This window comes from Edaphobacter sp. 12200R-103 (genome assembly GCF_010093025.1).
Classification (GTDB): domain Bacteria; phylum Acidobacteriota; class Terriglobia; order Terriglobales; family Acidobacteriaceae; genus Edaphobacter.
Window position 1 is genome coordinate 676,140 of sequence record NZ_CP048114.1, and the last position, 25,802, is coordinate 701,941.

The 25,802-nt window shown below is 56.8% G+C and carries 21 protein-coding genes and 1 tRNA gene; 12 read left to right on the top strand and 10 right to left on the bottom strand.

The window, feature by feature from the left end:
• Positions 1–13 precede the first annotated feature (13 nt).
• Both GWR55_RS02865 and GWR55_RS02870 read right to left on the bottom strand, forming a co-directional pair.
• A complete protein-coding gene (locus GWR55_RS02865; RefSeq protein ID WP_162400914.1) occupies positions 14–364 on the bottom strand; it encodes a PadR family transcriptional regulator in 351 nt (116 codons plus the stop codon).
• Between the two features lie 77 nt (positions 365–441).
• A complete protein-coding gene (locus tag GWR55_RS02870) occupies positions 442–1,731 on the bottom strand; it encodes a mandelate racemase/muconate lactonizing enzyme family protein (protein WP_162400915.1) in 1,290 nt (429 codons plus the stop codon).
• 216 nt (positions 1,732–1,947) lie between these two features.
• On the opposite strand from GWR55_RS02870, the gene GWR55_RS02875 reads away from it, so the two are divergent.
• A complete protein-coding gene (locus tag GWR55_RS02875) occupies positions 1,948–2,721 on the top strand; it encodes a carbonic anhydrase family protein (RefSeq protein WP_162400916.1) in 774 nt (257 codons plus the stop codon).
• A 472-nt stretch (positions 2,722–3,193) separates the two neighbouring features.
• On the opposite strand, the gene GWR55_RS02880 is transcribed toward GWR55_RS02875, so the two are convergent.
• The 3 genes from GWR55_RS02880 to GWR55_RS02890 all read right to left on the bottom strand — a co-directional run bounded on the left by GWR55_RS02880 (position 3,194) and on the right by GWR55_RS02890 (position 8,574).
• Positions 3,194–3,754 carry a transposase gene (locus tag GWR55_RS02880; protein ID WP_238398601.1) on the bottom strand — a complete coding sequence of 187 codons (561 nt, stop codon included), beginning with the start codon at positions 3,752–3,754 and terminating at the stop codon, positions 3,194–3,196.
• A gap of 429 nt (positions 3,755–4,183) precedes the next feature.
• Complete coding sequence (locus GWR55_RS02885) at positions 4,184–5,050, bottom strand: RHS repeat-associated core domain-containing protein (protein ID WP_162400917.1); 867 nt, start codon at positions 5,048–5,050, stop codon at positions 4,184–4,186.
• Positions 5,047–8,574 (bottom strand): glycosyltransferase, encoded by a 3,528-nt coding sequence (locus tag GWR55_RS02890; RefSeq protein ID WP_162400918.1) that lies wholly within the window; start codon positions 8,572–8,574, stop codon positions 5,047–5,049. The genes GWR55_RS02885 and GWR55_RS02890 overlap by 4 nt, the downstream gene beginning before the upstream one ends.
• A 115-nt stretch (positions 8,575–8,689) precedes the next feature.
• Here GWR55_RS02890 and GWR55_RS02895 point away from each other — a divergent pair, with 115 nt between their 5' ends.
• Positions 8,690–10,087, top strand: coding sequence for a glycosyltransferase family 39 protein (locus tag GWR55_RS02895; protein WP_162400919.1), 1,398 nt, complete (start codon positions 8,690–8,692; stop codon positions 10,085–10,087).
• A gap of 41 nt (positions 10,088–10,128) precedes the next feature.
• Here GWR55_RS02895 and GWR55_RS02900 read toward each other — a convergent pair whose 3' ends face one another.
• Positions 10,129–11,514, bottom strand: a complete 1,386-nt coding sequence (locus tag GWR55_RS02900) for an FAD-containing oxidoreductase (protein ID WP_162400920.1) — start codon at positions 11,512–11,514, stop codon at positions 10,129–10,131.
• Between the two features lie 2 nt (positions 11,515–11,516).
• On the opposite strand from GWR55_RS02900, the gene GWR55_RS02905 reads away from it, so the two are divergent.
• The 4 genes from GWR55_RS02905 to GWR55_RS02920 all read left to right on the top strand — a co-directional run bounded on the left by GWR55_RS02905 (position 11,517) and on the right by GWR55_RS02920 (position 14,878).
• Positions 11,517–11,681, top strand: a complete 165-nt coding sequence (locus tag GWR55_RS02905) for a hypothetical protein (protein WP_162400921.1) — start codon at positions 11,517–11,519, stop codon at positions 11,679–11,681.
• Between the two features lie 404 nt (positions 11,682–12,085).
• The gene (locus tag GWR55_RS02910) at positions 12,086–12,781 is read left to right on the top strand and encodes a lipid-binding SYLF domain-containing protein (RefSeq protein WP_162400922.1); all 696 of its coding nucleotides are present in this window, start codon (positions 12,086–12,088) and stop codon (positions 12,779–12,781) included.
• A 178-nt stretch (positions 12,782–12,959) separates the two neighbouring features.
• On the top strand, positions 12,960–14,489 hold the full coding sequence (gene adh / locus GWR55_RS02915) for an aldehyde dehydrogenase (protein ID WP_202925572.1): 1,530 nt from the start codon (positions 12,960–12,962) through the stop codon (positions 14,487–14,489).
• Between the two features lie 2 nt (positions 14,490–14,491).
• Positions 14,492–14,878, top strand: a complete 387-nt coding sequence (locus tag GWR55_RS02920) for a DUF779 domain-containing protein (RefSeq protein WP_162400923.1) — start codon at positions 14,492–14,494, stop codon at positions 14,876–14,878.
• Positions 14,879–14,886: 8 nt separating this feature from the next.
• Here GWR55_RS02920 and GWR55_RS02925 read toward each other — a convergent pair whose 3' ends face one another.
• Positions 14,887–15,129, bottom strand: coding sequence for an anti-sigma factor (locus GWR55_RS02925; RefSeq protein ID WP_162400924.1), 243 nt, complete (start codon positions 15,127–15,129; stop codon positions 14,887–14,889).
• The gene (locus tag GWR55_RS02930) at positions 15,126–15,752 is read right to left on the bottom strand and encodes an RNA polymerase sigma factor (protein ID WP_162400925.1); all 627 of its coding nucleotides are present in this window, start codon (positions 15,750–15,752) and stop codon (positions 15,126–15,128) included. The genes GWR55_RS02925 and GWR55_RS02930 overlap by 4 nt, the downstream gene beginning before the upstream one ends.
• 532 nt (positions 15,753–16,284) lie before the next feature.
• Between GWR55_RS02930 and GWR55_RS02935 the strand changes: the two genes are divergently transcribed.
• Entirely contained in the window at positions 16,285–18,336 is a 2,052-nt protein-coding gene (locus GWR55_RS02935) for a transglycosylase SLT domain-containing protein (RefSeq protein ID WP_162400926.1), read from the top strand.
• Positions 18,337–18,431: 95 nt separating this feature from the next.
• Positions 18,432–18,520 (top strand) — tRNA-Leu (locus GWR55_RS02940).
• Positions 18,521–19,008: 488 nt separating this feature from the next.
• On the opposite strand, the gene GWR55_RS02945 is transcribed toward GWR55_RS02940, so the two are convergent.
• Positions 19,009–19,743 carry an RES family NAD+ phosphorylase gene (locus GWR55_RS02945; protein ID WP_162400927.1) on the bottom strand — a complete coding sequence of 245 codons (735 nt, stop codon included), beginning with the start codon at positions 19,741–19,743 and terminating at the stop codon, positions 19,009–19,011.
• Positions 19,740–20,189 carry an antitoxin Xre-like helix-turn-helix domain-containing protein gene (locus GWR55_RS02950; RefSeq protein WP_162400928.1) on the bottom strand — a complete coding sequence of 150 codons (450 nt, stop codon included), beginning with the start codon at positions 20,187–20,189 and terminating at the stop codon, positions 19,740–19,742. The genes GWR55_RS02945 and GWR55_RS02950 overlap by 4 nt, the downstream gene beginning before the upstream one ends.
• Positions 20,190–20,918: 729 nt before the next feature.
• On the opposite strand from GWR55_RS02950, the gene GWR55_RS02955 reads away from it, so the two are divergent.
• The 4 genes from GWR55_RS02955 (at position 20,919) to GWR55_RS02970 (ending at position 25,800) form a co-directional block, all read left to right on the top strand.
• On the top strand, positions 20,919–21,638 hold the full coding sequence (locus tag GWR55_RS02955) for a DUF1080 domain-containing protein (protein ID WP_238398602.1): 720 nt from the start codon (positions 20,919–20,921) through the stop codon (positions 21,636–21,638).
• Between the two features lie 197 nt (positions 21,639–21,835).
• Positions 21,836–23,953: a pyrroloquinoline quinone-dependent dehydrogenase gene (locus GWR55_RS02960; RefSeq protein ID WP_162400929.1), complete on the top strand. Its 2,118-nt coding sequence runs from the start codon at positions 21,836–21,838 to the stop codon at positions 23,951–23,953.
• A gap of 30 nt (positions 23,954–23,983) precedes the next feature.
• Positions 23,984–24,967, top strand: coding sequence for a Gfo/Idh/MocA family protein (locus GWR55_RS02965; protein WP_162400930.1), 984 nt, complete (start codon positions 23,984–23,986; stop codon positions 24,965–24,967).
• Complete coding sequence (locus tag GWR55_RS02970; protein ID WP_202925573.1) at positions 24,955–25,800, top strand: sugar phosphate isomerase/epimerase; 846 nt, start codon at positions 24,955–24,957, stop codon at positions 25,798–25,800. Before GWR55_RS02965 ends, GWR55_RS02970 begins: the two co-directional genes overlap by 13 nt.
• Positions 25,801–25,802 lie beyond the last annotated feature (2 nt).

Consider the following 25,802-nt stretch of genomic DNA (forward strand, 5'->3'; position numbering starts at 1 on the left):
GTCGTTCCTCCTGCTAGCTGTTCGATTCTCCGAGAATGAGGCCAATGGCTCGTGTCATGCGTCGCCAGCGGTTGGTTGCTGCCGCCAGTTCCTTATGGCCCTTTGCGGTAAGTCGATAGAACTTCGCTCTGCGATTGTTGTCGCTGACGCCCCACTCGGAAGAAACCAGTCCGCGATCTTCCAGGCGGTGAAGCGCAGGATAGAGCGAGCCCTGTTCTACTTCGAGGGCGTTTTCCGATGTGCTTTCGATGGAGTGCGCGATGGTGTGTCCGTGCGCGGGACCGAGGATCAGCGTGCGCAGGATGAGGAGGTCAAGGGTTCCCTGAAGGATTTCTCCTGCGTCCGATGGTCTGTTCTTTGCCATGCGTTCTCCACTCGAGTGTCTATGGGAGAGGACTATACTCCACTCGAGTGTCTATGGAAAAGAAAATTATTGATGGTTCAGGCTGAGACGACCGTGGCTTTCCTGATGAAGTCCGGATCGATATCGACGCCGAAACCGGGGCCAGTGGGAACCTGGATCACTCCGTTGGAGTCGCTGCGCAGGGTGGAGGTGGAGCAGTGCCACGGGAGGTCATTGTTGAACTCCTTGAACTCGTGATACGGGCCGGAGTTTGGAATGGCGGAGATGAAATGCATCATGTAGACGTATCCCAGTCCAGTCGCTGAGATGTGTGGAATGCACTGCTTGCCGAAGGCATTGGCCATGCGGGCGACCTGCATGCAGCGCACCATGCCGCCGAAGTAGAACATGTCCTGCTGGACGATGGAGAGGGCGCCGTTGGCAATGAGCCAGCGGAAGTTGTGGGTGCTGGGTTCCTGTTCGCCGCCGGCGATGGGGATCTCGAGGGCGTCGGCGACCTGCTTCGTCTCCTCATACCAGTCGAAGGGGACAGGCTCTTCGAAGAAGGCGTACTTGTACTCCTGCATGAGCTTGCCGATGGGGATGGCCTGGGCGGGTGTGTAGGAGCCGTTGGCGTCGGCGGAGATGATCATCTGGTCGCCGAAGGTCTTGCGCACGAGCGGGATAAGCTTTTCGCTCCGGCCTTCGGGTGTTTCTTTGTGGCTCATACGGCCGCCAAGCTTGAACTTGATGGCTTTGGCATTGGAGATGGCGACCTCGCGCTTGAGGTGCTCGATGGTCTCTTCGGCGGAGATGCCGCGCTCTCCGTTGGCCTGGTAGACGGAAATTTTGCTGTTGTAGATCTTGTCGCTGATGAGCAGGCCGATGGGTCGGTTAGCTATCTTGCCGAACATGTCGAGGAGAGCGAATTCAAGGGTGGCGATGGGAACCCAGATGGCGAGGCCCTGGGCCTTGTAGTTGTTCGCGTAGACGGTGGATTCGGGAATGAGGAACTCGAGGTCGCGCGCGTCCTTGCCGATGTAGAACGGTGCGATGTGCTTGACGAAGATGGGATAGAGAACCGACATCTGGGCCGAGTTGGAGACGGAGATGCCTTCATGGCCGTCTTTGGAGCGCACACGGCAGAGATACTCCTTCTTATTGCGGAGAAGCTCGATGCTTTCGATGATGACGGGATCTTTGAACAACTCGCGTTTGAAGACAGGCTGCGCGAGAATGGCGTCGAGTTTGGCGTAGCGCTCGTTGAGTGTGCCGGGAAGACCGTGACGGGGAGCGCTCAGGAACTGGGCGTGGAGGGGGCGGGGGAGATTGGTGGCTGCGGCTGTCGCAAAGGCAGAGGTAAGAAAAGAACGGCGGCTTGGCGGCACGTATGAGTCTCCTGAAAGTCGGGGTTCAGTATGGATGACGTTGAGGAGCGTTGGGAAGTCTCGATTTGTGGGCGGGTTAGAGCCCGACCGGTATCGGTCACCAGCGGAGTGGCAGATGAGCCGTCACATCTCAGACCGTATTTGTTTGGACAGAAGAGATTCTTGGGCGGATACTCTTCGGCGGGCTCCCAAATCCACAATCGAGAGGTTCCACCGATGAGACGAAATCTTTGGCTCGTTGCAGGTGTATTTGTCTTTGCGGCCGCCCAGATTGTTCCGGCGGCAGGACAGGTGATTGCAGCTGGTGACTTTGCATATACGGGAGATAACGGGCCAGGGTTTTGGGGAGAGATCAGTCCGGCGTGTGCACCGACGAGTGTGCGACAGTCGCCGATCGATATTGATCGGGTGGTGGTGGATCCGAGGCTGGATCCGCTGCGAGTGACTTCCACCGAAACAACGACGATCATATCGAATCCGGGATACACGTTGGTGGGGAAGCAGGACAATAAGCCAACGGTCGAGTTGAGAGGTGTGACCTACACGCTGGTGGAGTTCCATTTTCACGCGCTGTCGGAACACACGGTGCAGGGCCAATACGGTGTGATGGAGCTTCACGTAGTATTTGCGGACCCGAGCCTGACCAAGCTTGCGGTCATCGGGGTGATCTACAAGGTTGGCAGGCCGAACGGGTTTTTACGCCAGATTCTGTCGGCCGGACTGCCGGAGAAGTCGACCTCTGCGCCGGTGACAGTGGAGAACCTGAATGTCGCGGATGCGTTCACGGATACGAGGAGCTATTACAACTATCCGGGATCGCTGACGACTCCGCCGTGCTCGGAGACGGTGAACTGGTTTGTGCTGAAGCGGTGGGCGGAGTTGTCGCAAGAGCAGTTCGACGCATTTCGCAAGGTGTTGGGGAATGACTTTCGGCCGTTGCAGAAGAGGAATGGGCGAGTAGTCAGGGCTACGCCGCGGGGGCCGTTCTAGTGTGATCTGATTGGGTGCCTGCGTCTCTCTTCTGAAATGTGGGCACCTGGGATACGAAGCAGTTCGAGCTATGCTCGAATGCCCTCTCATGCGTCGCATGAATGGGGCACCCGGCTGAATGCAGTCGGAGATGAGGCGGGTGCTAATCATCAGGATAGGAGGCGAGCGACTAGCCTGCAGCAGAGAGAATTGCGAGGATGCCAGATAAAGGCAGAACCATCGATAAGGGCCACCATTTTGAACCGCGCGCAGCAGCCACAATCGACAGGGTCAAAGCCAAGAGGACGACCAACGGAATGCCAACGAATATCAGATAGACATTGTGCGGTGCGGGCGAGTATCGCATGCAAATCCAGAATGCGCACATGATTGCGACACTTGCAACACCACACAGATTCGCAACGGTTTTTGGGATCATGGGCATAAACTCGCGTGGTCAGAAAAGCAGTGGTTCCAATAGCTATCTGATTCCTTAGATTGTGTTCTCCGATATGGAAGTCTCCCAGCGGTGCATTGCCGGGTGCCTCACGTCTCGCCTCTGAGACGTGGGTTCTGATGGGGACATGAGGTCGGTTGTTATGGTTACGGGGACATCTTCGGCTGTCTTCCAGCGGCGGAAGCTCGACCACTTCCAATCTTCAGGCTTCGCGACGAGTCCGCGAGTTACGGGATTGCGATGGATATAGCGTAGCTTTTCGATCCGCTTATCCTCGGTAAACACGTTGAAGTCGTAGTATCGCTTCTGCCAGAACCGCGTTCGTCCTTGTTGTACCGAGACCGACAACTTAAGTGCCTGAATCGCCGTGGCGAGGGTGGCTTCGTTCGGTTCACTTACGAGCAAGTGTACGTGTTCGGGCATCACTACATATCCGTGCACGAGGAAGTCGTAGCGTGTCCGGATTTTCTCGAGGGACTGTACAAACTGGTCGCGTACCGTGGGGTTTCTGAGATAGGGAAGACGCTGATAACAACTGAAGGTTATGAAGTGGAGATGGTATCCGGTCTTCTGGTATCGAACGAGACCCTTGGTCATGGGTGATATCTTACTTCCCACGTCTCAGAAGCGAGACGTGGGGCACCCGGCTTTCCTCTAGGGTAACGCCGATATAGACGTTTTTGTCTATTAGCCGCCGTTTCAGCAGGTTCCCGCACAGCAACAGCAGGTTACTCCACAGCTCCCATTCTGGGGTGACGTGTCACCCCTAACCCCCATGCGAAGCATGGCAGGTTTGAAGCATACAAGCCTACCGGATAAGGTGAAGAACCCCATACAGGCAGATTCCCACACAGAGCAAGATGTAGAGGGTTCTCCCAACACGGCTTGGAGGATTTTCGACTGGAGGGCGATTTCCCATCGTCCGGGTAGTTAGATGTCTTCCGAATAAACCATTTAAGATCAGCAAGAAGCCGACGATGGCCGCAACCCAGTACCTGAAGTACATCCAACCCTCCGCATTATGGTCTATCTGCAATTGGGGTCTCCAAAAGTACCGATATCTGCATACACAGATACATTCAACGGTGATTTAGTCGCAGTGCCCACTCCAACCGATTGAATCTGGTTCGGGTCGCCGTTATGCGTTCCCACATAGGCAAGGAAAGGAGTGTCAGGTATAGGGGCAGCATAGTTCACATTTCCACTGCTTCCACCAAATGACACACCTGAACCTCCAGGTACTAGGCTGGTGCTCCCTGCTAACTGGACTCCGTTCTTGGTATCTGCGGAAAGCCCTAATCCCCCTCTGCCGCCAACTCCAAGATATGCAGCAGCACCAAACGCACATACATTTGGAATCGGCGCAATTGCTTTCTGGATAGCTTGGATGTACTGAGCTGACGTTGGTGCTGAAGGGTTTCGTCGCTGGGCTAGATACTGCTGATCGGTGGCAACCTGCTGATCATAAAGCAAGTTTGTTCCCTGGGCTGGCGGAGTCACAGTTGCCGACATAAAATTCGCTGCGTCGGCGATATACGAATCCGCTTTATTGCTCCAGTCTTGCCCTCCGCTAAGAGAAGCAGTAGCTCCTTTGTCCAACCAAGTTCCACCCGCCGCGCCGCACTGCCCACTACTTCCAGTTTGCTTATCATCCTCCGAATCAAAGCTACCGTCATCCCAGACGCACGCCATGCCGCTAGGATCGATGAACTTTAATGGATTGTTCAGAACGTATGAGTACAAATTCAGGCTCTGCGGGTTCGTGGGATCGGCATATACAAGACCCGACGGATCAGGGCTTGAGAACCGCCCCATCGAACTTCCGTAGTACCTGGCCCCGAAGTAATCTAGCCCTGATTCGGAGTCTCTTTCTTTGCCGGAAGAGCGCCTCACCGATGCTCTGCCAAAGCCTCAGTCTGTTTTGACATCTTGGCGGTGCGTTCGAGTTTGTCCCAGCTGAAGGGTTTGCCGTCGATGGCTCGTTTGACGGTCTTGAAGAGCACGATGGAGAAGACCTGACGATAGGTGAAGCGTTGGATCCAGATGTGGACCAGGAGCCAGGCGTCTCCTCGGCTGGCGGGGTGTTTGCGTTCGAGCGCGAAGGCCAGCGCCGAGGTGATGAAGTCGATGATAAGGAAGGCCGCAAAGAAGAGCAGCAGCTTGTGGAAGCTGGCGGCTGAGGCGGTATCCGGGTGGAAGTGCTTGTCGACGAAATATTGGATGGTTCCGGCGACGAACATCAGATCGATGAGTGGAGAGACGAGGGGCAGCAGGATCTGGAAGATGATGATGTTCGGGAGGGCGAAGAGCCCCATGGCGCGGTGGCGGGTGACGGCTCCCAGGTGCTTGAAGACAGCCTGCAGGATGCCGAAGGACCAGCGGAAGCGTTGGCGCATGAGGCCGTTCATGTCGACGGGGGCTTCGGTGAAGGCGAGCGCCTGGTCTTCGTAGATGACTGAGTAGCCCTGCTCGAGGATGTTCATGGTGAGGTCGGCGTCTTCGGCGACGGTGTCGGGATGGTAGCCGCCGCCGTCGCGCACGGCTGCGGTGCGCCAGGCCCCGATGGCTCCAGGGACGACCATGACGACGTCGAAGAGGTCCAGTGCGCGGCGCTCAAAGTTCTGGCTGGTGATGTACTCAAGCGCCTGCCAGCGCGTCCACAGGTTGACGCGGTTGCCGACCTTGGCGTTTCCGGCGACGGCGCCGATCTTTGGATTGGCGAAGTGGCAGACGAGGCGGGAGATGGCGTCGTGCGCGATGACGCCGTCTGCGTCGATGCCGACGTAGATCTCCTCCTCGGTCTGGTTGAGGGCGAAGTTGAGTGCTTCGGCCTTGCCGCCGTTGGGCTTGGTGAGAAGTGTCAGGCGTCCAGAGGCGAGATCGGCTGGGTAGGTTTTGCGGACGACCTCGAGGGTGTCGTCGGTCGAGCCGTCGTCGATGACGATGATGCGCAGGTTCTTGTAGTTCGACATCAACACCGAGCGGATGGTGCGGGCGATGACCTTTTCTTCGTTGTAGGCCGGGATGAGCACGGCGACGCGAGGGGCGTAATCGGGCGCGGCGAAGTTTTTGCGGGTGCGCAGGCGGTCGATGACAGCGAAGATACCGATGATGATGAGCCGGCCGCTCATGAGGATGTCGCCGACGAAGAAGACGGCGACGACGAAGTTGTTGAAGAAGCCGATGAGGAAGAAGGTGATGGAATCAGCCCTCGCCTGCCAGCGCTGGTGCGGCGTGAGGGGAGGCATGACCTCGGCGCGGGTTTTGCCGATGAGTTCGGAGACGGGGACGATCTGGTAGCCGCGCTGCCGGAGAGTCGTGATCAGCATGGGCAGGGCAGCCACGGTGGCGGAGCGGTCGCCGCCTCCGTCGTGCATGAGGATGATAGAGCCGCGGCGCCAGGGCTGGGTCCTCATGTCTGCCATCTGGGCGAAGACGCTGTCGGTGATCTCCTGCGGGGTCTTGCGGGGGTGCTCGTCCCAGTCGTTGGTGTCAATCTTGTTGCCGAGGATGACGTAGCCGAGGTTCTGGATGCGATCGACGGGAGCGGCCTGGTCGTTGGTGTCGGGCTCCTGGTCGATGGAGTAGGGCGGACGGAAGTAGAGGGGCTGCACGCCGAGCTTGGAGCCGAAGAGTCGCTCGGTGAGGTTCAGCTCGAGGTCGACCTGACCCTTGGAGATGTCACTGATGTCGGGATGCGTGAAGGTGTGATTGCCGATCTCATGCCCTTCGCGGTAGATGCGCTGCATGATGCCGACGTTCTTTTCGGCTTCTTCGCCGATGAGCAGGAAGACTGCTTTGACGTTGTACTGCTTGAGGATGTCGAGGATCTTCGGTGTCCATTCGGAGTCGGGACCGTCGTCAAAGGAGATGGCCACTTTCTTTGGGTCGTAACCATATTGGGTGACGGTGTAGGAGAGCGGGTACGACTCCATGGACTCCTCGACGACCATGCGGTACTGCAGGGGGACGGACTTGTCGTCGTCCATGGTAAGGTCGCGGGAACCGTCCTGGGGCTTACGGGTAATACGCAGGATGTCACCTTCGCCCTCGGTATCGACGTCGTAGCCAGGGGCTACGCGGGCAAGGTCCTTCGCCGGGTCGGCGCGCAGGGGCGTATCCCAGACCTTCCACATGGAGTTGTCTTCCTGGCCGAGGCGCCAGAGCGCGTACGTCTGGATACCGAGGGCGCGGGCAGCGCGCATCTGGTTGAGCACCGTGACCGCGTCGAGGAACCAGACGTAGTGGCGCACGTGTGCATCATCGTCGTCGTAGGCGAAGTGGACGTTGAGGGAATCGTCGTCGAGGTCGATCTTGGAGTTGGAGTCGTAGGCCTCCTGCCATGCCTGCTGGGTGGAGATGGTGGTGGCGGAGAGGACTTTCTCCGGCGCAGCCTTGTGGCCCCGGCGGGGTTTGGGTGGGAGCGTTGTTGTCCAGTCGTAGCCGTAGGCCGCGATGGCGCAGATTACTTTCTCTTTCGGGACGACTTTGAGGATGTTTTTGAGGTTGTCGACGAACCAGTCCTGCGAGGCGATGGGACCGGGTTGACTGCCGGTCTCATGTTCGTCGTAGTTCATAACGAGCAGGCCATCAGAGTGGTCGGCGAGGAATTTCAGGTCGAAGTCGGGATCGCGCGCGGGGACGTTGACGTAGAGGTGGAGGTTGCGAGGGTGGAAATCGTTGTAGAGGCCGGCGACGAGAGCTTTAAACCCCGGCTGCGCCTCCTCAGGGATGTTTTCGAGATCGAGCGAGAGGCCGCGATAGTTGGGATTGGCCGCAAGGAAGACGTGGACCTGGTGGATGAAGTTGGCTCGTGCCGTGTCGCTTGAGAGAAACTGTCCGACTTCGGGAATGAAGTTGTTTTTGACCGGGTCGTAGTTGTTGACCAGCGGGAGGATGTCGACGTTGGCGTGGCTCTGGGCGATGACATGGCCGATCTTGTTATCGCGGTCTACGGGAATGACGGTGTTATTCGCGATGACCTTATAAAGGCGTCCGTCGACCGAGGATCCCATCAGGGACCCATCAGGAGAGGTGACGTGCAGCCACTCCGGAAAGAGCAGGTCGATCTGATTGATGTGCTGGCGCAGGGAGGAGTAGCTGGCGGGATCGTCGTCCACATAATAGGCAGCGCGCAGGCCTTCGCCGGAGTTCAGAGGAACTTCCGACGGCTTGATGTCGGTCTTTCGATGGGCAGAACGGCGATACTTCTGGTTTTTCGGTAACGGCTGGTTGGCAAGAGTGCGGTAGTTGCGCTTTTGGGTGGCAAGCAGCAATTCCGGCAGGGGCTCCATGCGGATAATGCCGATTGTGAAGATGATGCCGAGGATGAGCCCAACCAAGGCCAATATGTCGAAGATGACCCGAAGGCGCTTCCAGCGCTTGCGTTGCGGATCGTAGAAAATCTGTTTCTTCATCGGGGAGTCTGATGCGCGTCCGCAGTCTGGTCCAACCTCAATCCTAAGCAGCCGGGGAAGCACAGTCAATGCGACCGGGCTGCAGAAAACAACCTTCACAGTATGATGCATCTGGATGCCAAATTGGCGAAGACATCATGTGCAGTTCGGGCTGGCGATTCTGTTGGGATTCGCTCTGCGGCTGCTGTTTGTCCTGCATGCCCCGCGAATTGCCGGGGATACGCTGATGTACGGCGACATCGCGAAGAACTGGATGCATCACTGGGTCTATGGCTTCGCAGATTCGCCGACCGGTCCGGTGCCGACGCTGATCCGCCTGCCGGGATACCCTCTCTTTCTGGCGGTCTGCTTCCGTATCTTCGGGGATGATCAGTACAACGCAGTCATGTTGATCCAGACGCTGATCGACCTGGGAACCTGTGTGCTGCTGTGGGATTTAACGAGAAGGCTGTTTGGCGGAAGGGCGGCGATGGTTGCATTGTGGATGGCCGCCCTATGTCCCTTTACTGCAAATTATGTATCGGCTCCCCTAACGGAGACGCTTACGCTGGCGACGATTGCGGCAGCATTCTATGGCCTGGAGCGATGGTGCGAAGATGGCGGAGGATGGAATCGCTGGATGTGGGCGATCGCAGGTGCGCTGACGTATTCGCTGCTGCTAAGACCGGAACAGGGTCTTCTGGCAGCGGCGGTGGTTCCGGCGATGCTATGGGTTGTGTTTAAGAAGACGGAGGGCGGAATATCGGCAACTGCTCCGGTGGCAGCGGTTGCGCTTTGCATGATCCTTCCGCTGGTTCCCTGGAGCCTGAGGAACTGGCATACGTTCCACGTCTTTGAACCGCTGGTTCCAAGGGATGCTGTCGATCCGGGGGAATTGGTTCCCGTGGGATTCAACCGCTGGTATCGGACGTGGGCGATCGACTTTGCTTCGACGGAGGATGTGTATTGGAACTGGAATACCTCAACGATCGATATCGACGATCTTCCGACGCGGGCCTTCGATACGGACGAGCAATATGACCGGGTCAACGATCTGCTGAACGAATACAACCAGACGTCCAACGCGACGCCGAAGCTGGAGTCGGCTTTTGCTGCTCTTGCAAAGGAGAGGATCGAGGACGATCCGGTGCGCTATTACCTCGCGCTGCCCCTGGCTCGCCTGGTCAATATGATGCTTCGCCCCCGCGTCGAGATGATGGAGATCGATCTGGAGTGGTGGAGGTGGAGAAAGCATCGAGCCCAGACGGCATTCGCGACAGCCTATGCGGCGCTGGACGTTGTCTACCTTGCGGCGGCAGCCGTGGGGCTGTGGCGATGGCGAAGGAGGAAGTGGGACGGCTATGGCGTCCTGGCGTGGTCGACCGCTGGCTTCTTCCTGCTTCGTTGTGGGCTGCTGTTGACGCTGGATAACTCCGAGCCGCGTTATACGCTGGAGTTTTTTCCCCTGCTCATTTTGTGGACAGCCGCGCTCTTTATCTCTGAGGAGAAGCGACAGGCGCGCCGACTCTCCTGACTTTTGTAGAAACGAGTCGTTTGCAGACCAGACGGATTGAACTATTTCAACGGTTTAAGATCGCCAAGCACCGTGGGGATCAACTCTGCGACGGTGGGGTGTATGTGTACGGCACGCTGGATGGTGGTGTAAGGCGCCTTTGCATACATAACGTCGGTGATGCAGTGGATTGCCTCGTCACCTCCGGTCCCCAGGATAGAGGCGCCCAGGATCTGTTTGTTTTCTGCATCCACCAGGACCTTCATGAAGCCTTCGCTCTCACCCTTTTCCAAGGCGCGATTGACCTTGGTCATCGGACGGGTTCCGATGAGAGCAGACTTTCCTGTAGCCCGGACTTCGTGCTCTGTCATTCCCACTCGCCCAAGAGGGGGGTCCATAAACAATCCGTAGGTCACGATGCGGTCACTAACCCTTCTGGGATCGTTATCCAGCAGATTGGCGGCGACGATCTCAAAGTCGTTGTAGGCGGTATGGGTAAAGGCTCCGCGGCCATTGCAGTCGCCCATCGCCCATATGCCCGGGACGCTGGTGCGAAGCTGATCGTCGACCTGGATGTATCCGCGCTTATCTGTGGTCACTCCAGCCTTGTCGAGTCCAAGATCATCCGTATTCGGCTGGCGGCCTACGGCCAGCAATACGTGAGTTGCAGCGGTAGCGGAGGGATCATCATCGCAGCTGACATGGACTTCAATGCCACTGCCGAAGGTCTTCCGTAACTCGATGCACTCTGCATTCAGTCGTATCCGGATTCCTTCCTTCTCCAGAATCTCCTTAATCGCAGCGGAGACATCTTCGTCCTCCTTGTGTGCGAGACGTGGCCCCATTTCCACGATGGTGACTTCGCTTCCGAAACGGCGAAATGCCTGGGCGAACTCGATACCGACATAGCTTCCTCCTACAACAGCCAGATGCTCAGGAAGAGTATCCAGATCGAGAAGGGTAGTGTTGGTGAGAAAGGGAACGTCTTTCACTCCCGGCATGTCGGGCACGACGGCGCGCCCGCCCACATTCAAAAAAATCTGCGGGGCGGTCAGCAGGTCTTCACCTACGCGGAGTTCAGTCGGAGACTCAAAACGTGCATGGCCGGTATACACCGTACAGTTCTCCATGTTTCGGAGCCAGCTCTCGACGCTATCGCGGGATTTGAGGACGATCGAGTCCTTACGAGCTTTGATCGCTCTCATGTCGGCCTTCACCGGACCGTTTGTTTCGATTCCATAGTCTTTCGCATCACGCGCCTTCTGAGCGACGTAGGCGCTGGCGATCAGCGTTTTGGTAGGAGTGCAGCCCGTATTCACGCAGGTGCCGCCGAAGAGTTTGCGCTCCACCATGGCGACCTTGTGTCCTGCCAGCGCGAGCCGCCCGGCAAGCGACGGGCCCGCCTGACCCGCACCGACGATGATGGCGTCGAACTGTTGCGCTGTCATAGATGCGAGACTATCAGGAGCCAGCCGAGGATGGCGATCGCATCCTCGATAAGGCGGCAGGAAGATCGTTGCCGACGGTGTGGGAGAGCCAGCCGCGGAACGAGGCTCCGCCCAGCGTTCCTGCAACTGCTCTTACGAAGCCAGTCAACAGGCCGCTGACCAACTGATGACGTGAGGAACCAAGATCTGCGCCTGAAAGCGCGCCACTGATGACCCGTGCAGCAAATTGCGGTGGAATCTTCCGATTTGGAGGTCCGGGGCCAGTGACAAAATGAAGATGATTCAGGGTGCCTCACTTCCGGGAAGCCACGCAGGACCGTTTTATCGCTCTTCGTGAAGTTGTAGGGGGGATTGCCTGTAAAGGCCTATCCTTCAAGAGCTTTGCGAGTTGTGGCGCAAGCTGCAGCTGCATCTTTCCTGATAGAGATGGCACAGGCCAAGCAACTGCAATATAGAAAGATACGTCGTATTGCCTGCGATACTTCTCCGGCCGGTAAGATTTGTTTTGCGAACCGGCAAACATATATGGGGTTCGCCCTGGCAAATGATAAAGAACGTCAAGGAGAGAAAGATGAAGAAGATTGCATGTCTATCGTTGGGGGCTCTGCTGGTGCTTCCTCTTATTGCCAATGCGCAGGGTAAGGAGGAAGACCGTGTTAAGGAGTCCGGGCAGGTATTGAGGGATATTCTCGAATCGCCCGATAAAGGCATCCCTCACGACCTGATAGATAAAGCTGAGTGTGTCGTTGTTTATCCTTCGGTTAAGAAAGCAGCCTTTGTAGTGGGCGGCAGCTATGGCCGCGGCGTCATGACCTGCAGGACTGGCGCAAATTTCAGGGGACCCTGGAGCGCACCGGCGATGATGGCTTTGGAAGGTGCAAGCTTTGGCTTCCAGATCGGCGGACAGGCCACGGACTTCGTTCTCCTTATCATGAATGAGAAGGGCGCCAAGTCTGTACTTTCCAGTAAAGTGAAGATTGGCGGCGATGCCTCCGCAGCGGCCGGCCCGGTGGGTCGCAATGCAAGTGCTGAGACCGATGTCATGCTGAAGGCGGAGATTCTCTCGTGGTCGCGCGCGCAGGGCCTCTTTGCCGGAGTTTCGCTTTCAGGTTCGACCATGCGCCCGGACGATGGTGCCAATAAGAATCTTTACGGGAGCGATTACACCGCGCAGGACATCGTCTTCAAGCACGAGGTCAAGACTCCCGCTTCTGCCAAAGTTCTGTTGGCTGAACTGAACAAGATCTCGCCCAAGCGCAAGTCTTAAGCCTTGCGGATAGATAAAACAGGGCCCCGGGGTGACGGACCGTTTTCCGTTACCTCCGGGGCTCTTTCTTTTGGAGTGATAACCTCCGACCCAATTTCGCTGTCCTGTGACAGCGATGACTGGACAGGTCTACAATCTCCGCGCATCGTAATTCACGATTGCGAAGGAGTATACGAGCATGGCAACGATGACAGCGCTTCGGCCGGGAGAGTACGGATATCCGGTCTCGATCCGCCCACGATATGAGAACTTCATCGGCGGCGAGTGGGTAGCTCCCGCGTCAGGACAGTACTTCGAAAACGTGACCCCCGTAACCGGGCAGGTTCTCTGTGAGATTCCGCGATCGAACGCTGCCGACGTCGACCGCGCGCTGGATGCTGCTCATGCTGCGAAGACGGCGTGGGGCAAGACCTCGCAGGCAGAGCGTGCGCTCGTTCTCGACAGAATTGCTCAACGCATGGAAGACAACCTGGAGATGTTGGCTACGGTGGAGACGTGGGATAACGGCAAGCCAATTCGCGAGACGATGGCCGCCGATCTTCCGCTGGCCATCGATCACTTCCGTTACTTCGCGGGATGCATCCGGGCACAGGAGGGCTCAATCGCTGAGATCGACGAGACGACGGTTGCTTACCATTACCACGAACCGCTGGGCGTCGTCGGGCAGATTATTCCGTGGAACTTTCCCATACTGATGGCGACGTGGAAGCTCGCTCCCGCTCTTGCGGCGGGCAATGCTGTCGTGCTGAAACCGGCAGAGCAGACGCCGATGTCCATTCTGGTTCTGATGGAACTGATCCAGGATGTGCTGCCGCCAGGCGTGGTGAATGTTGTCAACGGATTTGGACTCGAGGCAGGGAAGCCGCTGGCCTCCAGCTCACGAATCGCCAAGATCGCCTTTACCGGGGAGACGACCACTGGCCGGCTGATCATGCAGTACGCCTCGCAGAACATCATTCCCGTTACGCTTGAGCTTGGCGGCAAGTCTCCCAATATCTTCTTTGCCGACACCATGCGGGAAGATGACGACTACTTCGACAAGTGTCTCGAAGGTTTCGCCATGTTTGCGCTCAATCAGGGCGAGGTTTGCACCTGTCCATCACGTGCGCTTGTTCAGGAGTCGATCTACGATCGCTTCATGGAGCACGCGATTAAGCGCGTTAAGGCGATCAAGCAGGGAAATCCGTTGGATAAGTCAACGATGATCGGAGCTCAGGCTTCGACGGAGCAGATGGAAAAGATTCTCTCCTATATGGATATTGGTAAGCAGGAAGGCGCAGAAGCGCTTACCGGCGGTAAGCGGGCCTCGCTGGAAGGTGACCTTGCGAACGGCTTTTACATTGAGCCCACAGTCTTCAAGGGGCATAACAAGATGCGTGTCTTCCAGGAGGAGATCTTTGGGCCGGTTGTCTCTGTAACAACCTTCAAGGATGACGATGAGGCTCTTTCGATCGCCAATGACACCCTCTATGGGCTGGGTGCCGGTATCTGGACCCGCGACCTCAACCGGGCTTACCGATTCGGGCGTGCTATTCAGGCGGGCCGTGTTTGGACCAACTGCTACCACCTGTATCCGGCTCATGCGGCCTTTGGAGGTTATAAGCAGTCGGGCATTGGGCGCGAAAATCACAAGCTGATGCTGGATCACTATCAGCAGACCAAGAACCAGCTGATCAGCTACAGCCCTAAGGCGATGGGGTTCTTCTAAGCATGGAGACGACCACAAAACTTCCGCTTCAGGTGACCGCGACTCCGGCCGCGGTCGCCCTGATCGGCAAGCTCAGGGGAAAGCATGGCGGGCTGATGTTCCATCAGTCGGGAGGCTGCTGCGATGGAAGCTCTCCGATGTGTTATCCGCTTGGAGAGTTTCTCGTTGGAGAAAGCGACGTTCTGCTGGGGGAGGTGGATGGCACACCGTTCTACATCGGCAGGCCGCAGTTTGAGTATTGGAAGCACACGCAACTGATTCTGGATGTGGTGCCGGGCCGGGGAGGGATGTTCTCGCTGGAGGGTCCGGAGGGCGTACGCTTTCTGATCCGGTCAAGGGTCTTTCAGGACGACGAGATCGGAGCGTTGCGCGCCGCGGGAAAGATATAGCCTCAGAGCTAGGCGCGCTTTTTTTCGAGGCAGCGAGCCATGATGGCTGAGTGCAGCTTTTCCTGAAGCTCGTCAGAGATGTCATAGATCTCGTTATCGCGATAGACCTCAATGGTTCGTCGCGTGGTATTCAGCACGACCTCGCAGTGGCTGCAACCTGCCAGGTGAGCACGGACTTCTTCCAGGAGTTCGGGGCTGATCTGGCCGTCGAAATAGTCGGTCAGCTGACTGAGAAAATCGGTGCAGTTCATGCGGGTGTCCCTTCCTTCCGCTGCCGAAAGTACCTGCTCAGGCGTTCGCGCAATTGTAAACGGGCGCGCAGGAGTCGCGATTTGACGGCGGGAACGCTCAAGCCAAGTGCCTCCGCTGTCTCTTCTGTGGAGAGGTTTTCAATATCCCGCAGGGTAAAAACGGTGCGGAAGCCGGGCGGCAAACCCTGGATAGTGCGGCGGAGAATGTCGTTGAGCTCATTCTGATCGAAGATCTGCTCCGGGTTTGGCCTCCACTCGGCAAAATCACGTGGGATGGAGCCTTCTTCGGTCTGAACGTCTTCGTCCATGGAGACGGTCTTGCTGGTCTTGCGCTTACGAAGACGCATAAGGCTTTCGTTGACCGCGATACGGACAAGCCAGGTCGAGAACTTGGAGTTTCCCTGGAATTGGTCCAGCTTCTCGTAAGCCTTGAGGAAGGTATCCTGCGTGATGTCTTCGGCGTCTTCACGGTTCTGCGTAATATGCTGTGCTACGCGGAAGATCTGGCGTTCGTACTGCCTGACCAGCTGCTCAAAGGCAGCCGCATCACCCTCCCGTGCGCGCTCTACGAGAGCTACGTCGGGATGGATCTCTTCCGTACCTGGAGATTGGATGGTCGGCATCGCTTAAAAGGTGCGGCAAATCAAGGCTGAGCCTGGAAAACTCAGTTTCTTTGACGCTGGGATTATAGTAATTGCCTTTCCCTTTCAGGCCAAATCGTCTTGATGCCGTCAAAACTCGGCCCGATGTATCTGCTCAGATTCCACCTGGTGGAGTCCAACGAAAAGAGGCTGACTTGCGGCTTAGAGTAAGAGGTGTGAACTCCCGTAAAGAGAGGCGAAGTTGAAGTTTCGGTCCCGGTTTCATATTGCAGTCCTACTTGGTTCTCTGTTGGCAGGTTGTTCGCTGGCTGATGCTCGCGAGCCGGCGGCGGCAACGCAAAAAAAATCACATTCGACGAAGAAGTCATCGAAGACAGGCGCTGCCGCGAAGTCTTCTACCAGGAAGCGTACGACGTCAAAATCAGCCTCGACAAAACGATCCAAAGCCTCAACAAGAAAGAAAGTTAGTCCCCACCGGCGACTATCGAAGAAGGAGGCAGCGGAATCGGTTCGTCTGAAGACTGTGTTTCATGCTACCGAACAACTTCGGCCCATGGCGCAACAGTTGATTGCAACGCGCTCGGCGGCCGCCTATGCGGGAGTTCAGGCCTATGCGCGTGGGCATTCGGGGGAAGCAGCCGCGGCTGCATGGCTTTCTCTCGGTCATGCCTACATGCTCGACCGCCGTTATAACGAGGCTTACAGCGCCTTCCAGCAGGCTAAGACGATCGGAAAAGCACTGGATGACTATGCAGACTATCTGGGAGCACAGGCAGCCCTGCAGGCGAAACGGGGAGCAGACGCCTATGCCTTACTCGATCGTTTTGCGGAACGTCATCCGGCCAGTATTTTTGTTGCGAACGCACCAGTGCTGCTGGCCAATGCCTATATCCAGCAAAACAATCCGCAGGGTGCCCTTGCGGAGCTGCAGACTCTAGAGAACTCCCCGGTGGGTGGGCACAGCGATTTTCGCTACATCCTTGCACGCGCCTATCAGTTGGCCGGGGATACCGGCCATGCTGCACCGATCTATCGCAGCATCTATACGAGATTTCCTACCAGCTCTGAGGCCGGACAGGCTCGCGGCCAATTGGACGCTATGGGGGTGCCTCTCACGGCCAGCGAGCGGAAGGCCCATGCGGATTTTCTCTTCAATGCAAAGCGGTACAACGATGCCGGTCAGGAGTATCACGAGATTGCCCGCGCGGACAGCAGCCTCTCACAGACCGACCGAGATGCCTTGGCGATCTATGCCGCCGTATGCGACTACAAGCTGAAGCGCATCAGCCGCCGTGACGTGGAGCGGCTTCCTGACACCGGCAACGATGATACGGCAGCGGTCAAACTGTATCTGTTGGCCGAGATCTCCCGGAGTGAGAACGATCAGCAGGCCCATTCGACAATTCTCGATCAGTTGATCAAGCGGTTTCCGACCAGCCGCTGGCTTGAGGAAGCGCTCTACTCGGGCGGAAACATGTTCCTGATCAAGCGGGACTATGAGCAGGCTATTTACCATTACAACCTGCTGGTACAGATGTTTCCGCGCAGCACCTATGCCCCTTCGGCACACTGGCGATGCGCATGGCTGAACTATCGCCTTCGCCGCTATGGCGAAGCTGCCCGCCTGATGGATGAGCAGATCGTGCGCTACTCGGCTGGTATTGAGGCCCCAACCGCGCTGTACTGGCGAGCCCGGATCTTTGAGGACGAGGAGCATAATCCGGGTCAGGCTGCCAATTACTACCGCGCTCTGGTCAGCAATTACGTCAACTACTACTATGCCGATCTTTCGAGGAAGCGCCTCGCTGTCCTGGGCAAGACGCCTTCTGTGCCGGACTCCCCTGTGCTGGCCTCGGTTCAGCAGCGCGAGATTCCGTCGCTGACGGATGACCTTCCTGAGGAAGAGCCACACCTGATCAAGGCGCGGCTACTCGCCAATGCGGCGTTGAATGAGTACATCGCCCCTGAGATCCAGGCCGCTCCGGACTCCACCGAGTGGGGAGCGCTGGCTGAGGCCCGCATCTATGCCTCGTACGGCGAGACGACACGGGCGTTGCAATCTCTGAAGCGGAGCAAGATCTCGTTCTTCGCGCTTTCCATGGACCAGGTCCCTGACCTTTACTGGCAGCTTCTCTTCCCGCGGCCCTATTGGAGCGAGTTGGTTACGAATGCTGAAAAGAACGGGCTGGACCCCTTCCTGGTCGCTTCGCTCATCCGCCAGGAGTCGGAGTTCAATGCAGGAGCCGTCAGTCGTGCCCACGCGTATGGGTTGATGCAACTGCTGCCTTCCGTTGGCAAATCGCTCGCGCACAAGCAACATATGCGCGGGTTTAACACGGCGCAGCTCCTTAGTCCGTCGATTAATCTCCAGCTGGGAACCTTGAACCTGAGCCAGGTCCTCGCCCGCTACGGAGGCCAAGCTGAATACGCGCTGGCGGCCTACAACGCCGGGGATGTTCCTGTCCGCCAATGGATGGCAGTGGGTGACTATAAGGATATTGCGGAGTTCGTCGAGTCGATTCCCTACACAGAAACGCGCGAGTATGTCCAGGCGATCCTGCGAAACAGGATCTTCTATCAGTCGCTCTACGGAAAGAAACGGTAGCCGGAGTGTGTCCGCTGCCAAAGGCGAGTCTTGTGCGATGTATGAAGAAAAGGGCTGATCCAGATGCTATAGCATGAAGATTGCTCTTCGAGAATGCCCGGATGGTGAAATCGGCAGACACAGCGGACTTAAAATCCGCAGACCTTAACCGGTCGTGGGGGTTCAAGTCCCCCTCCGGGCACCAATAATCTCCAATATTTATAGGGTGTTTAGCGATATTGACGATTGAAGGCGTATCCCCAAATCCGCAGCCTTATATCGGCTGGGGATACTTATAGTGATACTTAGAAGGCAAAGTTTCCCTACGGAACCCTGGGCTCGCCTAACTCTTTCGATGCCAAATGGTTTACCCAGGTGCACCTCGGGTATCCGTGCAGTTCCCTGGCAAGGGGAGAGTGTCGAAATACACCCCATGCGCAGTATGGCGCTGGTTAGTGGCGCAAATACAGGAGGAAATGCACAGGTCTTTGCGCGACTTTCGTCGGCGCGATCTCAAGTATTAGCAGGGGCCTAATCGACCATCCGAGGCGAATTGCTGCGGGGCTGGATGCGATCTCTTATATGGTGAGACTGGACAGCGGTAAACCAAGAGCTGGAATACGACGGGAATATTAGGAAGTCGCAGAGTCAGCCAAGTCTCAGCGTCATTAGTACAGACTCCGCATCACGAACTCAATCCCCGTTCAATGGGATCTCATGGACTTCCTGACGATACCGATTGCGCTCCAAGCGGAAGGAGATCTCGTATCGCTTGTCGCGGCGCGGTCGGTAAACCAAGGCTGGCCGGAAGCATACTAAGCAACGCCCGCGTTTCTTCCTTACGCTGGGGTAAAGGATGCCGTTGGACTGCGCCTTTAGGAGCTTCTGCGCGAGCTTCTGAGGTTCCGCGTAGCACTCGGGAATAGGCTCAGGCTCCAGAAATTCCGTATAGTCCGCCGCAGGTTCCAAGGAATGAAACTCCGCATGAAAATCGGCAAGCCAGTCATCGTAAGTAGAGGATTCCGCCTCCGGCATACCTGATGGAGACTCAGGTACAACAATGTCAGCGAGCCGTTTGGCCTTGTGATAGCTCACCTCGGCCAGTGAGGTTTCCAGCTTGTCCGCAGCGTACCAAGCACCTCGGGTAGAGTCGTTGAATCGCGCGCCGGTCGGGCTCGGATGAAGGAAGGCCGCGCGAACGATGTGTCCGTTCGGGATGCCGTAAACCAGCTCGTAGGTGCTTATGCCAGCCAGTCCAAATTGCTCTCCCTGGATGCGGTCATTCGTGGCCCCATCCAGTCGAATTAATTTTTCGAGCATCTCATCGTCATCGGCGATGTCATCGAGAACTGTTCCACCGTTGCTAAATTGGGAAGGGATCAGCCGGTGCATACCGTCCCGGTTGACCTGGTGAAGCGGTGGAGTCACTGCCCACCCCGCCAAGCGTCAAGCATTCGCCTGACCTCGATCATTCCCGGCTGACCACGCTGAATCATGTACGCAAGAGGCGTGCGCCCCATAAAGATTGGGCCACGGTTCGAAAGCGTAATCCAGCGGTCTGCCCACGGCTTACCAAAATAGATGTTCAAAGCTTTGTAGATTCCAATGAGCAGGGAAATGCGCATAAGCGTGTCCTGATCGAGCGTCCTCTTCGGATGGGTCTTCCAAGCGTGGAATGTCGAAGACGCCAAGCCGCCGAGTAAGGCGCGGGACTGTTCTTCATTCAAATCCCACTTCTTGCGAAGATTCATAAACGCCTTGATAGCTGCGGAGGAAAGCTCCGCTCGTTCGGAGGCATTGCCAAGGTCGGCACCGGATTCGAAGTCATATCCGGCAATCCGGGGCAGGACAAGAGTGGCGGCAGCGGCGGTCATAGATCACCTCGATTTCGATAATTATTATCCTCGAAAACGAGGTTATCCGCAAGAGTCTTATCAAGAGACGCCTGATGGGATATACCCCCTCCGGGTTCCACAAAAACCGTTGATAATGGGAATCGATGGGGAGCCTTGCTGGATCTCAGCTTGGTTTGCGATAACAGATTTGCCCGTCTGAAAAGAAGAATTCGGCCGAGCAGGTATTTGAGCCACAGATCATGGGTTCCAAGCCGGCACATTGCTGTCGTGTGATAAGGCCGAGTGTGCCGCAGGTAGGGCAGGAGAGAACAGCGCAGTAGGGGTTTTCGGGTCTTCCGAGCGCGTCAGCATTGTCCAGCAGAAACATTGTTCCCGGTTCCATCTGTTCCGGAATCCACTCGTCGAGGAAGTATAGATCGGCCACCATAGGCACCTCTTTCGCGGTTGTAATTCAATTTTGGACAACGCAGGTAAGCGCGGAACCGGGTGATTTCTACCTTTTTGAAAGGCCTCCTCCCAGAAAAATGCACCATCTATGGTGCAAAGCATACGCCAATTCTCCTCAGTGTCAATGACCCGGTATCGAAGATTATTCGATTCGTCATCATGTAGCCGGATGGTTGAGATTGCAGAAGGCGTAGGGCCTGAGCGCTTAGGCTCTCTAGTACGGATGACTTATGGCTCCGGGGATGCCGGCGTGTAGGATGTCAACAAGTTCCCCAAGCCTTATCAGGAGTGTGCACCGCGATGGATATATCGAAGGACGAGCTTTCACGTCCGGCTCGTTTCGTCTTTGCAAAGAAGAAGCTTTTGAGCCGAGTCGCCGTTGGCTTGGCTGTAGGAGTGTTTGCGACGACCTGCATCGCCAACATGGTTGGACAGCAGAAGGCGAAGCTACCGGGCACGGACTGGATTCAACTGTTCAACGAAACCGACCTTACGGGATGGACCAAGGTCGGCGCAGAGAGCTGGACGGTGGAACCGGATGGTGTGCTGCATGGCCGAGGACTGACCAAGGCTTACGGGTATCTGGAAACCGATAAGGACTACAAAGATTTCCAGCTGTCGTTACGCTTCAAGTGTGTGGGTGACGGTAACAGCGGCGTGTTCTTTCACACAGGATTCAAGCCAAACTCGGTCGATACTACACAAGGCAAGCAGTTCGAAATTGACTGCACCATGATGCATCACACCGGCGGAGTGTATGCGGAAGACGGACGCGGATGGATCGTATGGCCTTCGCCCGAGAACGAAGGTGTTGTTCGCAAGGGCGAATGGAACGACTACTTCGTCGAGGTGATCGGGAACCGTTACCGCTCGCGCCTGAACGGGGTCTGGATGATTGACTATACCGATCCGAAGCCGGGAGCAGCAGCGGATGGCAAGATCGCTCTGCAGCTGCATGCGGGTGGAGCTGGAAATATGCAGTTCAAGGATATCTGGATCAGGGACCTGTCCGTTCGCTGACGCGATCCTTCATCGACCTCATTAGTAAGGTCAGGTTCGTTCCTGGATCTGACCTTAATGATTCCAAAGACGGGAAGTGCATGAGTATCAGATGGAAACAGATGTGCGCCGTTCGGCGACGCTTCAGGGGAAGATTGCGCCATAGCTCTTTGCCGGTGTGTCGGAGCATTCTGGCCGCTTCGCTCTTCTGTAGTGTGATGTATGCGCAGCATACGACGTGGCGCGAATATGGCGGCTCGCCCGATGGATCGCAGTACTCTGCGTTACGGCAGATCAACCGAACCAACGTCGGGAAGCTTCAGAAAGCCTGGGTTTTTGAAACGGGGGACGAGCGGGGCTACGCCTTTAATCCCGTTGTGATCGGCAAAGTGATGTATGTGCTCGCCCACGATAACTCAGTGGTGGCCCTGGACGCGGTCACAGGCCGGGAGCTTTGGTCACATCCTCTTGAGGCCAAAACATCGTTGATTATGAATCGCGGGTTCAATTACTGGGAGAGCCCGGATAAGAAGGACCGTCGGCTGATCCTTGCGGTCGACAATGCACTCGAGGAGCTCAACGCTGCTACCGGAAAGCGCATTACAAAGTTCGGCAATGCCGGCCGCGTCGACCTGAGAGAGGGACTGGGGCGCGATCCAAAGCGTCTGACTCTGGTTCAGTCCTATAATCCGGGACGCATCTTTCACAATCTCCTGATCCTGGGGTCGGCGACCAACGAGGAATACAACTCTGGCCCTGGCGACATTCGCGCGTATAACGTGCTGACGGGAAAGCTGGAATGGACCTTCCACACCATTCCTCATCCAGGAGAACCGGGATATGAGACCTGGCCGCCTGATGCGTGGGAGTCGGCCGGGGGAGCAAATGCCTGGAGCGGCATGGCTCTCGATGAGAGGCGCGGCATCGTCTTCGTTCCTACGTCGAGTCCCAAATACAATTTCTACGGAGCCAACCGTAAAGGTGCAGATCTCTTCGGCGATTGTCTCCTGGCTCTGGATGCACGGACCGGAAAGCTCATCTGGTACTACCAGACCGTCCATCACGACATATGGGACTACGACAATGCTTCCACTCCGATGCTGCTTACGGTGACGCATAACGGCAAAAAGGTCGATGTCGTCGCAGAGACCAGCAAGGTCGGGTTCGTGTGGGTCTTCGAGCGCGAGACCGGAAAGCCTCTGTGGCCGGTCGAGGAGCGTCCGGTTCCGAAGTCCGATATGCCGGGCGAAGAGACCTCTCCTACGCAGCCATTTCCATCGAAACCTCCCGCATTCGCCCGCCAAAGATTTACAGAAAAAGACCTCAGTCCATTTCTTGAGCCGGAGGAGCGCGAACAACTGATTCGTCAGATTCGAGCGGCGCATAACAAGGGGCTCTTTACGCCACCGGGTCTGGAGGACACGGTGGAGATGCCAGGCAACAATGGTGGGGCCAACTTTGGAGGAGCTTCCGTAGATCCATCCCGTGGATACCTTTATGTCGTCTCCAAGGATCTTCCGGCTATGCTCAAGCTCACACTGGCAGCCGAGCCATTGAAAACGGGTTCCCCAGAGGTACGTGGCCGCTCGTTATTTGAAGCGAACTGCAGTCTTTGTCACGGCACGAACAGGGAGGGGAAGCCGCCGGCCATTCCTTCCCTGGTAGATATTCAATCGCGCTTGAGCGGCAAGCAGATTGAAGACACCATTCGCTACGGCAAAGGCCCAATGCCGGCGTTTTCGCAGCTATCCAATCCGGACGTAGACGCTCTTCTTGCGTATCTTGTTCACCCGGATCGAGCGCCGGATTCGTCGTCCTCTGCAAAACCTGTTGCGGCTGTAACGAATGACCCGGAACATGCTCATTACCGCAGCAGCTTCGGTTTTATGTTTGCAAGCAGCGGCCTGCCGGTGATCGCCCCTCCGTGGACGACGTTGACAGCCTACGATCTGAACTCGGGTACCATCCGTTGGCAGATTCCGTTGGGAGAGGTCCCGGAGCTGGCTGCGAAGGGCTACACCCACACAGGCTCACACTTTCCGAAGGTGAATCCGGTCGTTACGGCAGGTGGACTTATTTTTACCGGTTCGCGCGATCGAAGGGTGAGGGCCCTTGATACCGCCACAGGGAAGGTCTTGTGGGAGGCAGAGCTGGGAGCGGGGCTGGAAGGCATGCCTGCTGTTTACGAGGTCAACGGTCGTGAATATGTCGTCTTCTGTGCGGCTGCCCGTTCGACGACCCACACGCATGCGATTCCGGGGCACCCGGTATCGCAGGTTCCTATTCACGGCGCCTATGTCGCCTTTGCATTGCCTGAGGCAGCGGTGAAAAATTGATGCGGTAAGGCGCCACGGAGTTTCTCGATCATGAATGTTGCACTTCTAGGCTATGGATTTATGGGAGGCGCTCACCTGGCGGCACTGCAGGTTGTCGAAGACGTCACGGTGAAATCCGTAGCCACGCGCACGCGTCCCTCAGCTACAGATCCTGCTCGAGGCAATCTCGATCTGAAGGCCGGCCCTCTGCCCGAGGACGTAGTGTGGCACTCTGATTGGCGAGACGTGATCGCCGATCCAGCGATCGATGCCGTCGACATCTGTCTTCCGACGGATATGCATAGAGAGGTGGTGCTGGCCTCGCTCGCTGCAGGAAAGCATGTGCTGTGTGAGAAACCGATGGCGCTGAATACGGAAGACTGCGACGCGATCCTTGCCGCGGCCCTCAAGAGTGGACGCGTCTTCATGGTGGGCCAGGTGCTGCGATTTATGTTTCCTTATCAATGCGCCGCTCGTTATGTTGCGGAGGCGGGAAGGGAAGCTGTTACCAGATGCAGCTTTCAGCGTAGCGCCGGCTATCCTGGTTGGGGAGGCTGGCTGGCGAACGAAGAGCGCAGCGGAGGAGCCATTCTCGATCTGTTGTGCCATGATCTTGACCAAGTGTTGAATATCTTCGGTCCTCCCAGGTCGGTGAATGCCACCAGCAAGGGACCCGTAGATACGGTACAAGCGACCTTGCATTATGGCGACCGGTCGGCGGTGCAGGTCGAGGGTGGCTGGTTCTCGCCGGAGACTCCATTCTCTGCCAGCTTTGTGGTGGAAGCGAAGGACGAGGTTTTGTCGTTTGAAGGTGATGTGTTGCGTCTCCAGAAAAGAGGCGAGGCCGGTAAGGTGATTGAAGTCCCCAAGCACGACCCGTACTTTGATGAGATAGCCTACTTTATTGATTGCTGCCGCAGAAACGCAGCCCCGAAGCTTTGCCTCCCGGAGGAGTCGGCTGCCGCGGTGCGGCTTTCGAATCTGGTGAGAGCATCGCGTGACTTGAGCGGAAAGGAATTGGAATGGCAAGGATAGAGCCGATGGAGACGGGATTGGTTGTATGGGCTGAGGACAACGCTACCGTGACTCTTAACTATTTGCGGTCATTCGGTCTGAGGGCGATGCAACTGGGAGTGCCCCCGGGCGTCGATTGTGGCAGGGCATTACCGGAGTGGAAGACGGAGCTGGCGGACTCGGGCGTTGTCATCACTGGTGCTGTTTGCTCCTATGCGGGTGAAGACTATTCAGATCTCGAACGGGTACATGAATCTGTCGGCTTCACTACGCCGAAGTACAGGGCAGAGCGAATTGCACGGACCAAGGAAGTAGCGGATTTTGCACATAGCCTCGGGGTCGGTTCCGTCTCCTGTCACATAGGCTTTGTTCCTGAAGACCCTCAGGCCCAGCTTTATCGGGATATGGTCGAGCTTACCCGAGAGCTTTGCGATGCATGCGCAGACTTCGGCCAGAACTTCGTTCTCGAGACAGGCCAGGAATCAGCGGCCGTGCTGCTCCGTTTTATCGCCGATGTCAATCGTCCGAATCTGAAGGTCAACTTCGACCCTGCCAACATGATCTTCTATGGTTCGGGCGATCCTATCCAGGCGCTCGGTATGTTGAGCGAGCATGTATTGTCCGTTCACTGCAAAGACGGCAATCCTCCGAAGGAACCTGGCTCGCTCGGTTCAGAATGCGCACTTGGTGATGGCGAGGTGGATTTTCCTGCATTTTTGCGGCAACTGAAACAGATGGGATACACAGGCGCGCTCACGATCGAGCGCGAAGAACCGAACATGGAAAAGAAGAACGCAGATGTTCGGACGGCCATTGAAAGGCTGAAATCCTGGAAGGCCGGCGCAGGTCTGTAGAG

What these genes read in the sequence shown, in the direction of transcription:
- GWR55_RS02960 (WP_162400929.1), top strand. Translation starts at nt 21,836, where the DNA reads ATGTATGCGCAGCATACGACGTGGCGCGAATATGGCGGCTCGCCCGAT.
- adh (WP_202925572.1), top strand. Translation starts at nt 12,960, where the DNA reads ATGGCAACGATGACAGCGCTTCGGCCGGGAGAGTACGGATATCCGGTC.
- GWR55_RS02875 (WP_162400916.1), top strand. Translation starts at nt 1,948, where the DNA reads ATGAGACGAAATCTTTGGCTCGTTGCAGGTGTATTTGTCTTTGCGGCC.
- GWR55_RS02890 (WP_162400918.1), bottom strand. Translation starts at nt 8,574, where the DNA reads ATGAAGAAACAGATTTTCTACGATCCGCAACGCAAGCGCTGGAAGCGC.
- GWR55_RS02910 (WP_162400922.1), top strand. Translation starts at nt 12,086, where the DNA reads ATGAAGAAGATTGCATGTCTATCGTTGGGGGCTCTGCTGGTGCTTCCT.
- GWR55_RS02865 (WP_162400914.1), bottom strand. Translation starts at nt 364, where the DNA reads ATGGCAAAGAACAGACCATCGGACGCAGGAGAAATCCTTCAGGGAACC.
- GWR55_RS02950 (WP_162400928.1), bottom strand. Translation starts at nt 20,189, where the DNA reads ATGACCGCCGCTGCCGCCACTCTTGTCCTGCCCCGGATTGCCGGATAT.
- GWR55_RS02925 (WP_162400924.1), bottom strand. Translation starts at nt 15,129, where the DNA reads ATGAACTGCACCGATTTTCTCAGTCAGCTGACCGACTATTTCGACGGC.
- GWR55_RS02930 (WP_162400925.1), bottom strand. Translation starts at nt 15,752, where the DNA reads ATGCCGACCATCCAATCTCCAGGTACGGAAGAGATCCATCCCGACGTA.
- GWR55_RS02895 (WP_162400919.1), top strand. Translation starts at nt 8,690, where the DNA reads ATGCCAAATTGGCGAAGACATCATGTGCAGTTCGGGCTGGCGATTCTG.
- GWR55_RS02955 (WP_238398602.1), top strand. Translation starts at nt 20,919, where the DNA reads ATGGATATATCGAAGGACGAGCTTTCACGTCCGGCTCGTTTCGTCTTT.
- GWR55_RS02965 (WP_162400930.1), top strand. Translation starts at nt 23,984, where the DNA reads ATGAATGTTGCACTTCTAGGCTATGGATTTATGGGAGGCGCTCACCTG.
- GWR55_RS02970 (WP_202925573.1), top strand. Translation starts at nt 24,955, where the DNA reads ATGGCAAGGATAGAGCCGATGGAGACGGGATTGGTTGTATGGGCTGAG.
- GWR55_RS02920 (WP_162400923.1), top strand. Translation starts at nt 14,492, where the DNA reads ATGGAGACGACCACAAAACTTCCGCTTCAGGTGACCGCGACTCCGGCC.
- GWR55_RS02935 (WP_162400926.1), top strand. Translation starts at nt 16,285, where the DNA reads ATGGCGCAACAGTTGATTGCAACGCGCTCGGCGGCCGCCTATGCGGGA.
- GWR55_RS02900 (WP_162400920.1), bottom strand. Translation starts at nt 11,514, where the DNA reads ATGACAGCGCAACAGTTCGACGCCATCATCGTCGGTGCGGGTCAGGCG.
- GWR55_RS02905 (WP_162400921.1), top strand. Translation starts at nt 11,517, where the DNA reads ATGCGAGACTATCAGGAGCCAGCCGAGGATGGCGATCGCATCCTCGAT.
- GWR55_RS02880 (WP_238398601.1), bottom strand. Translation starts at nt 3,754, where the DNA reads ATGACCAAGGGTCTCGTTCGATACCAGAAGACCGGATACCATCTCCAC.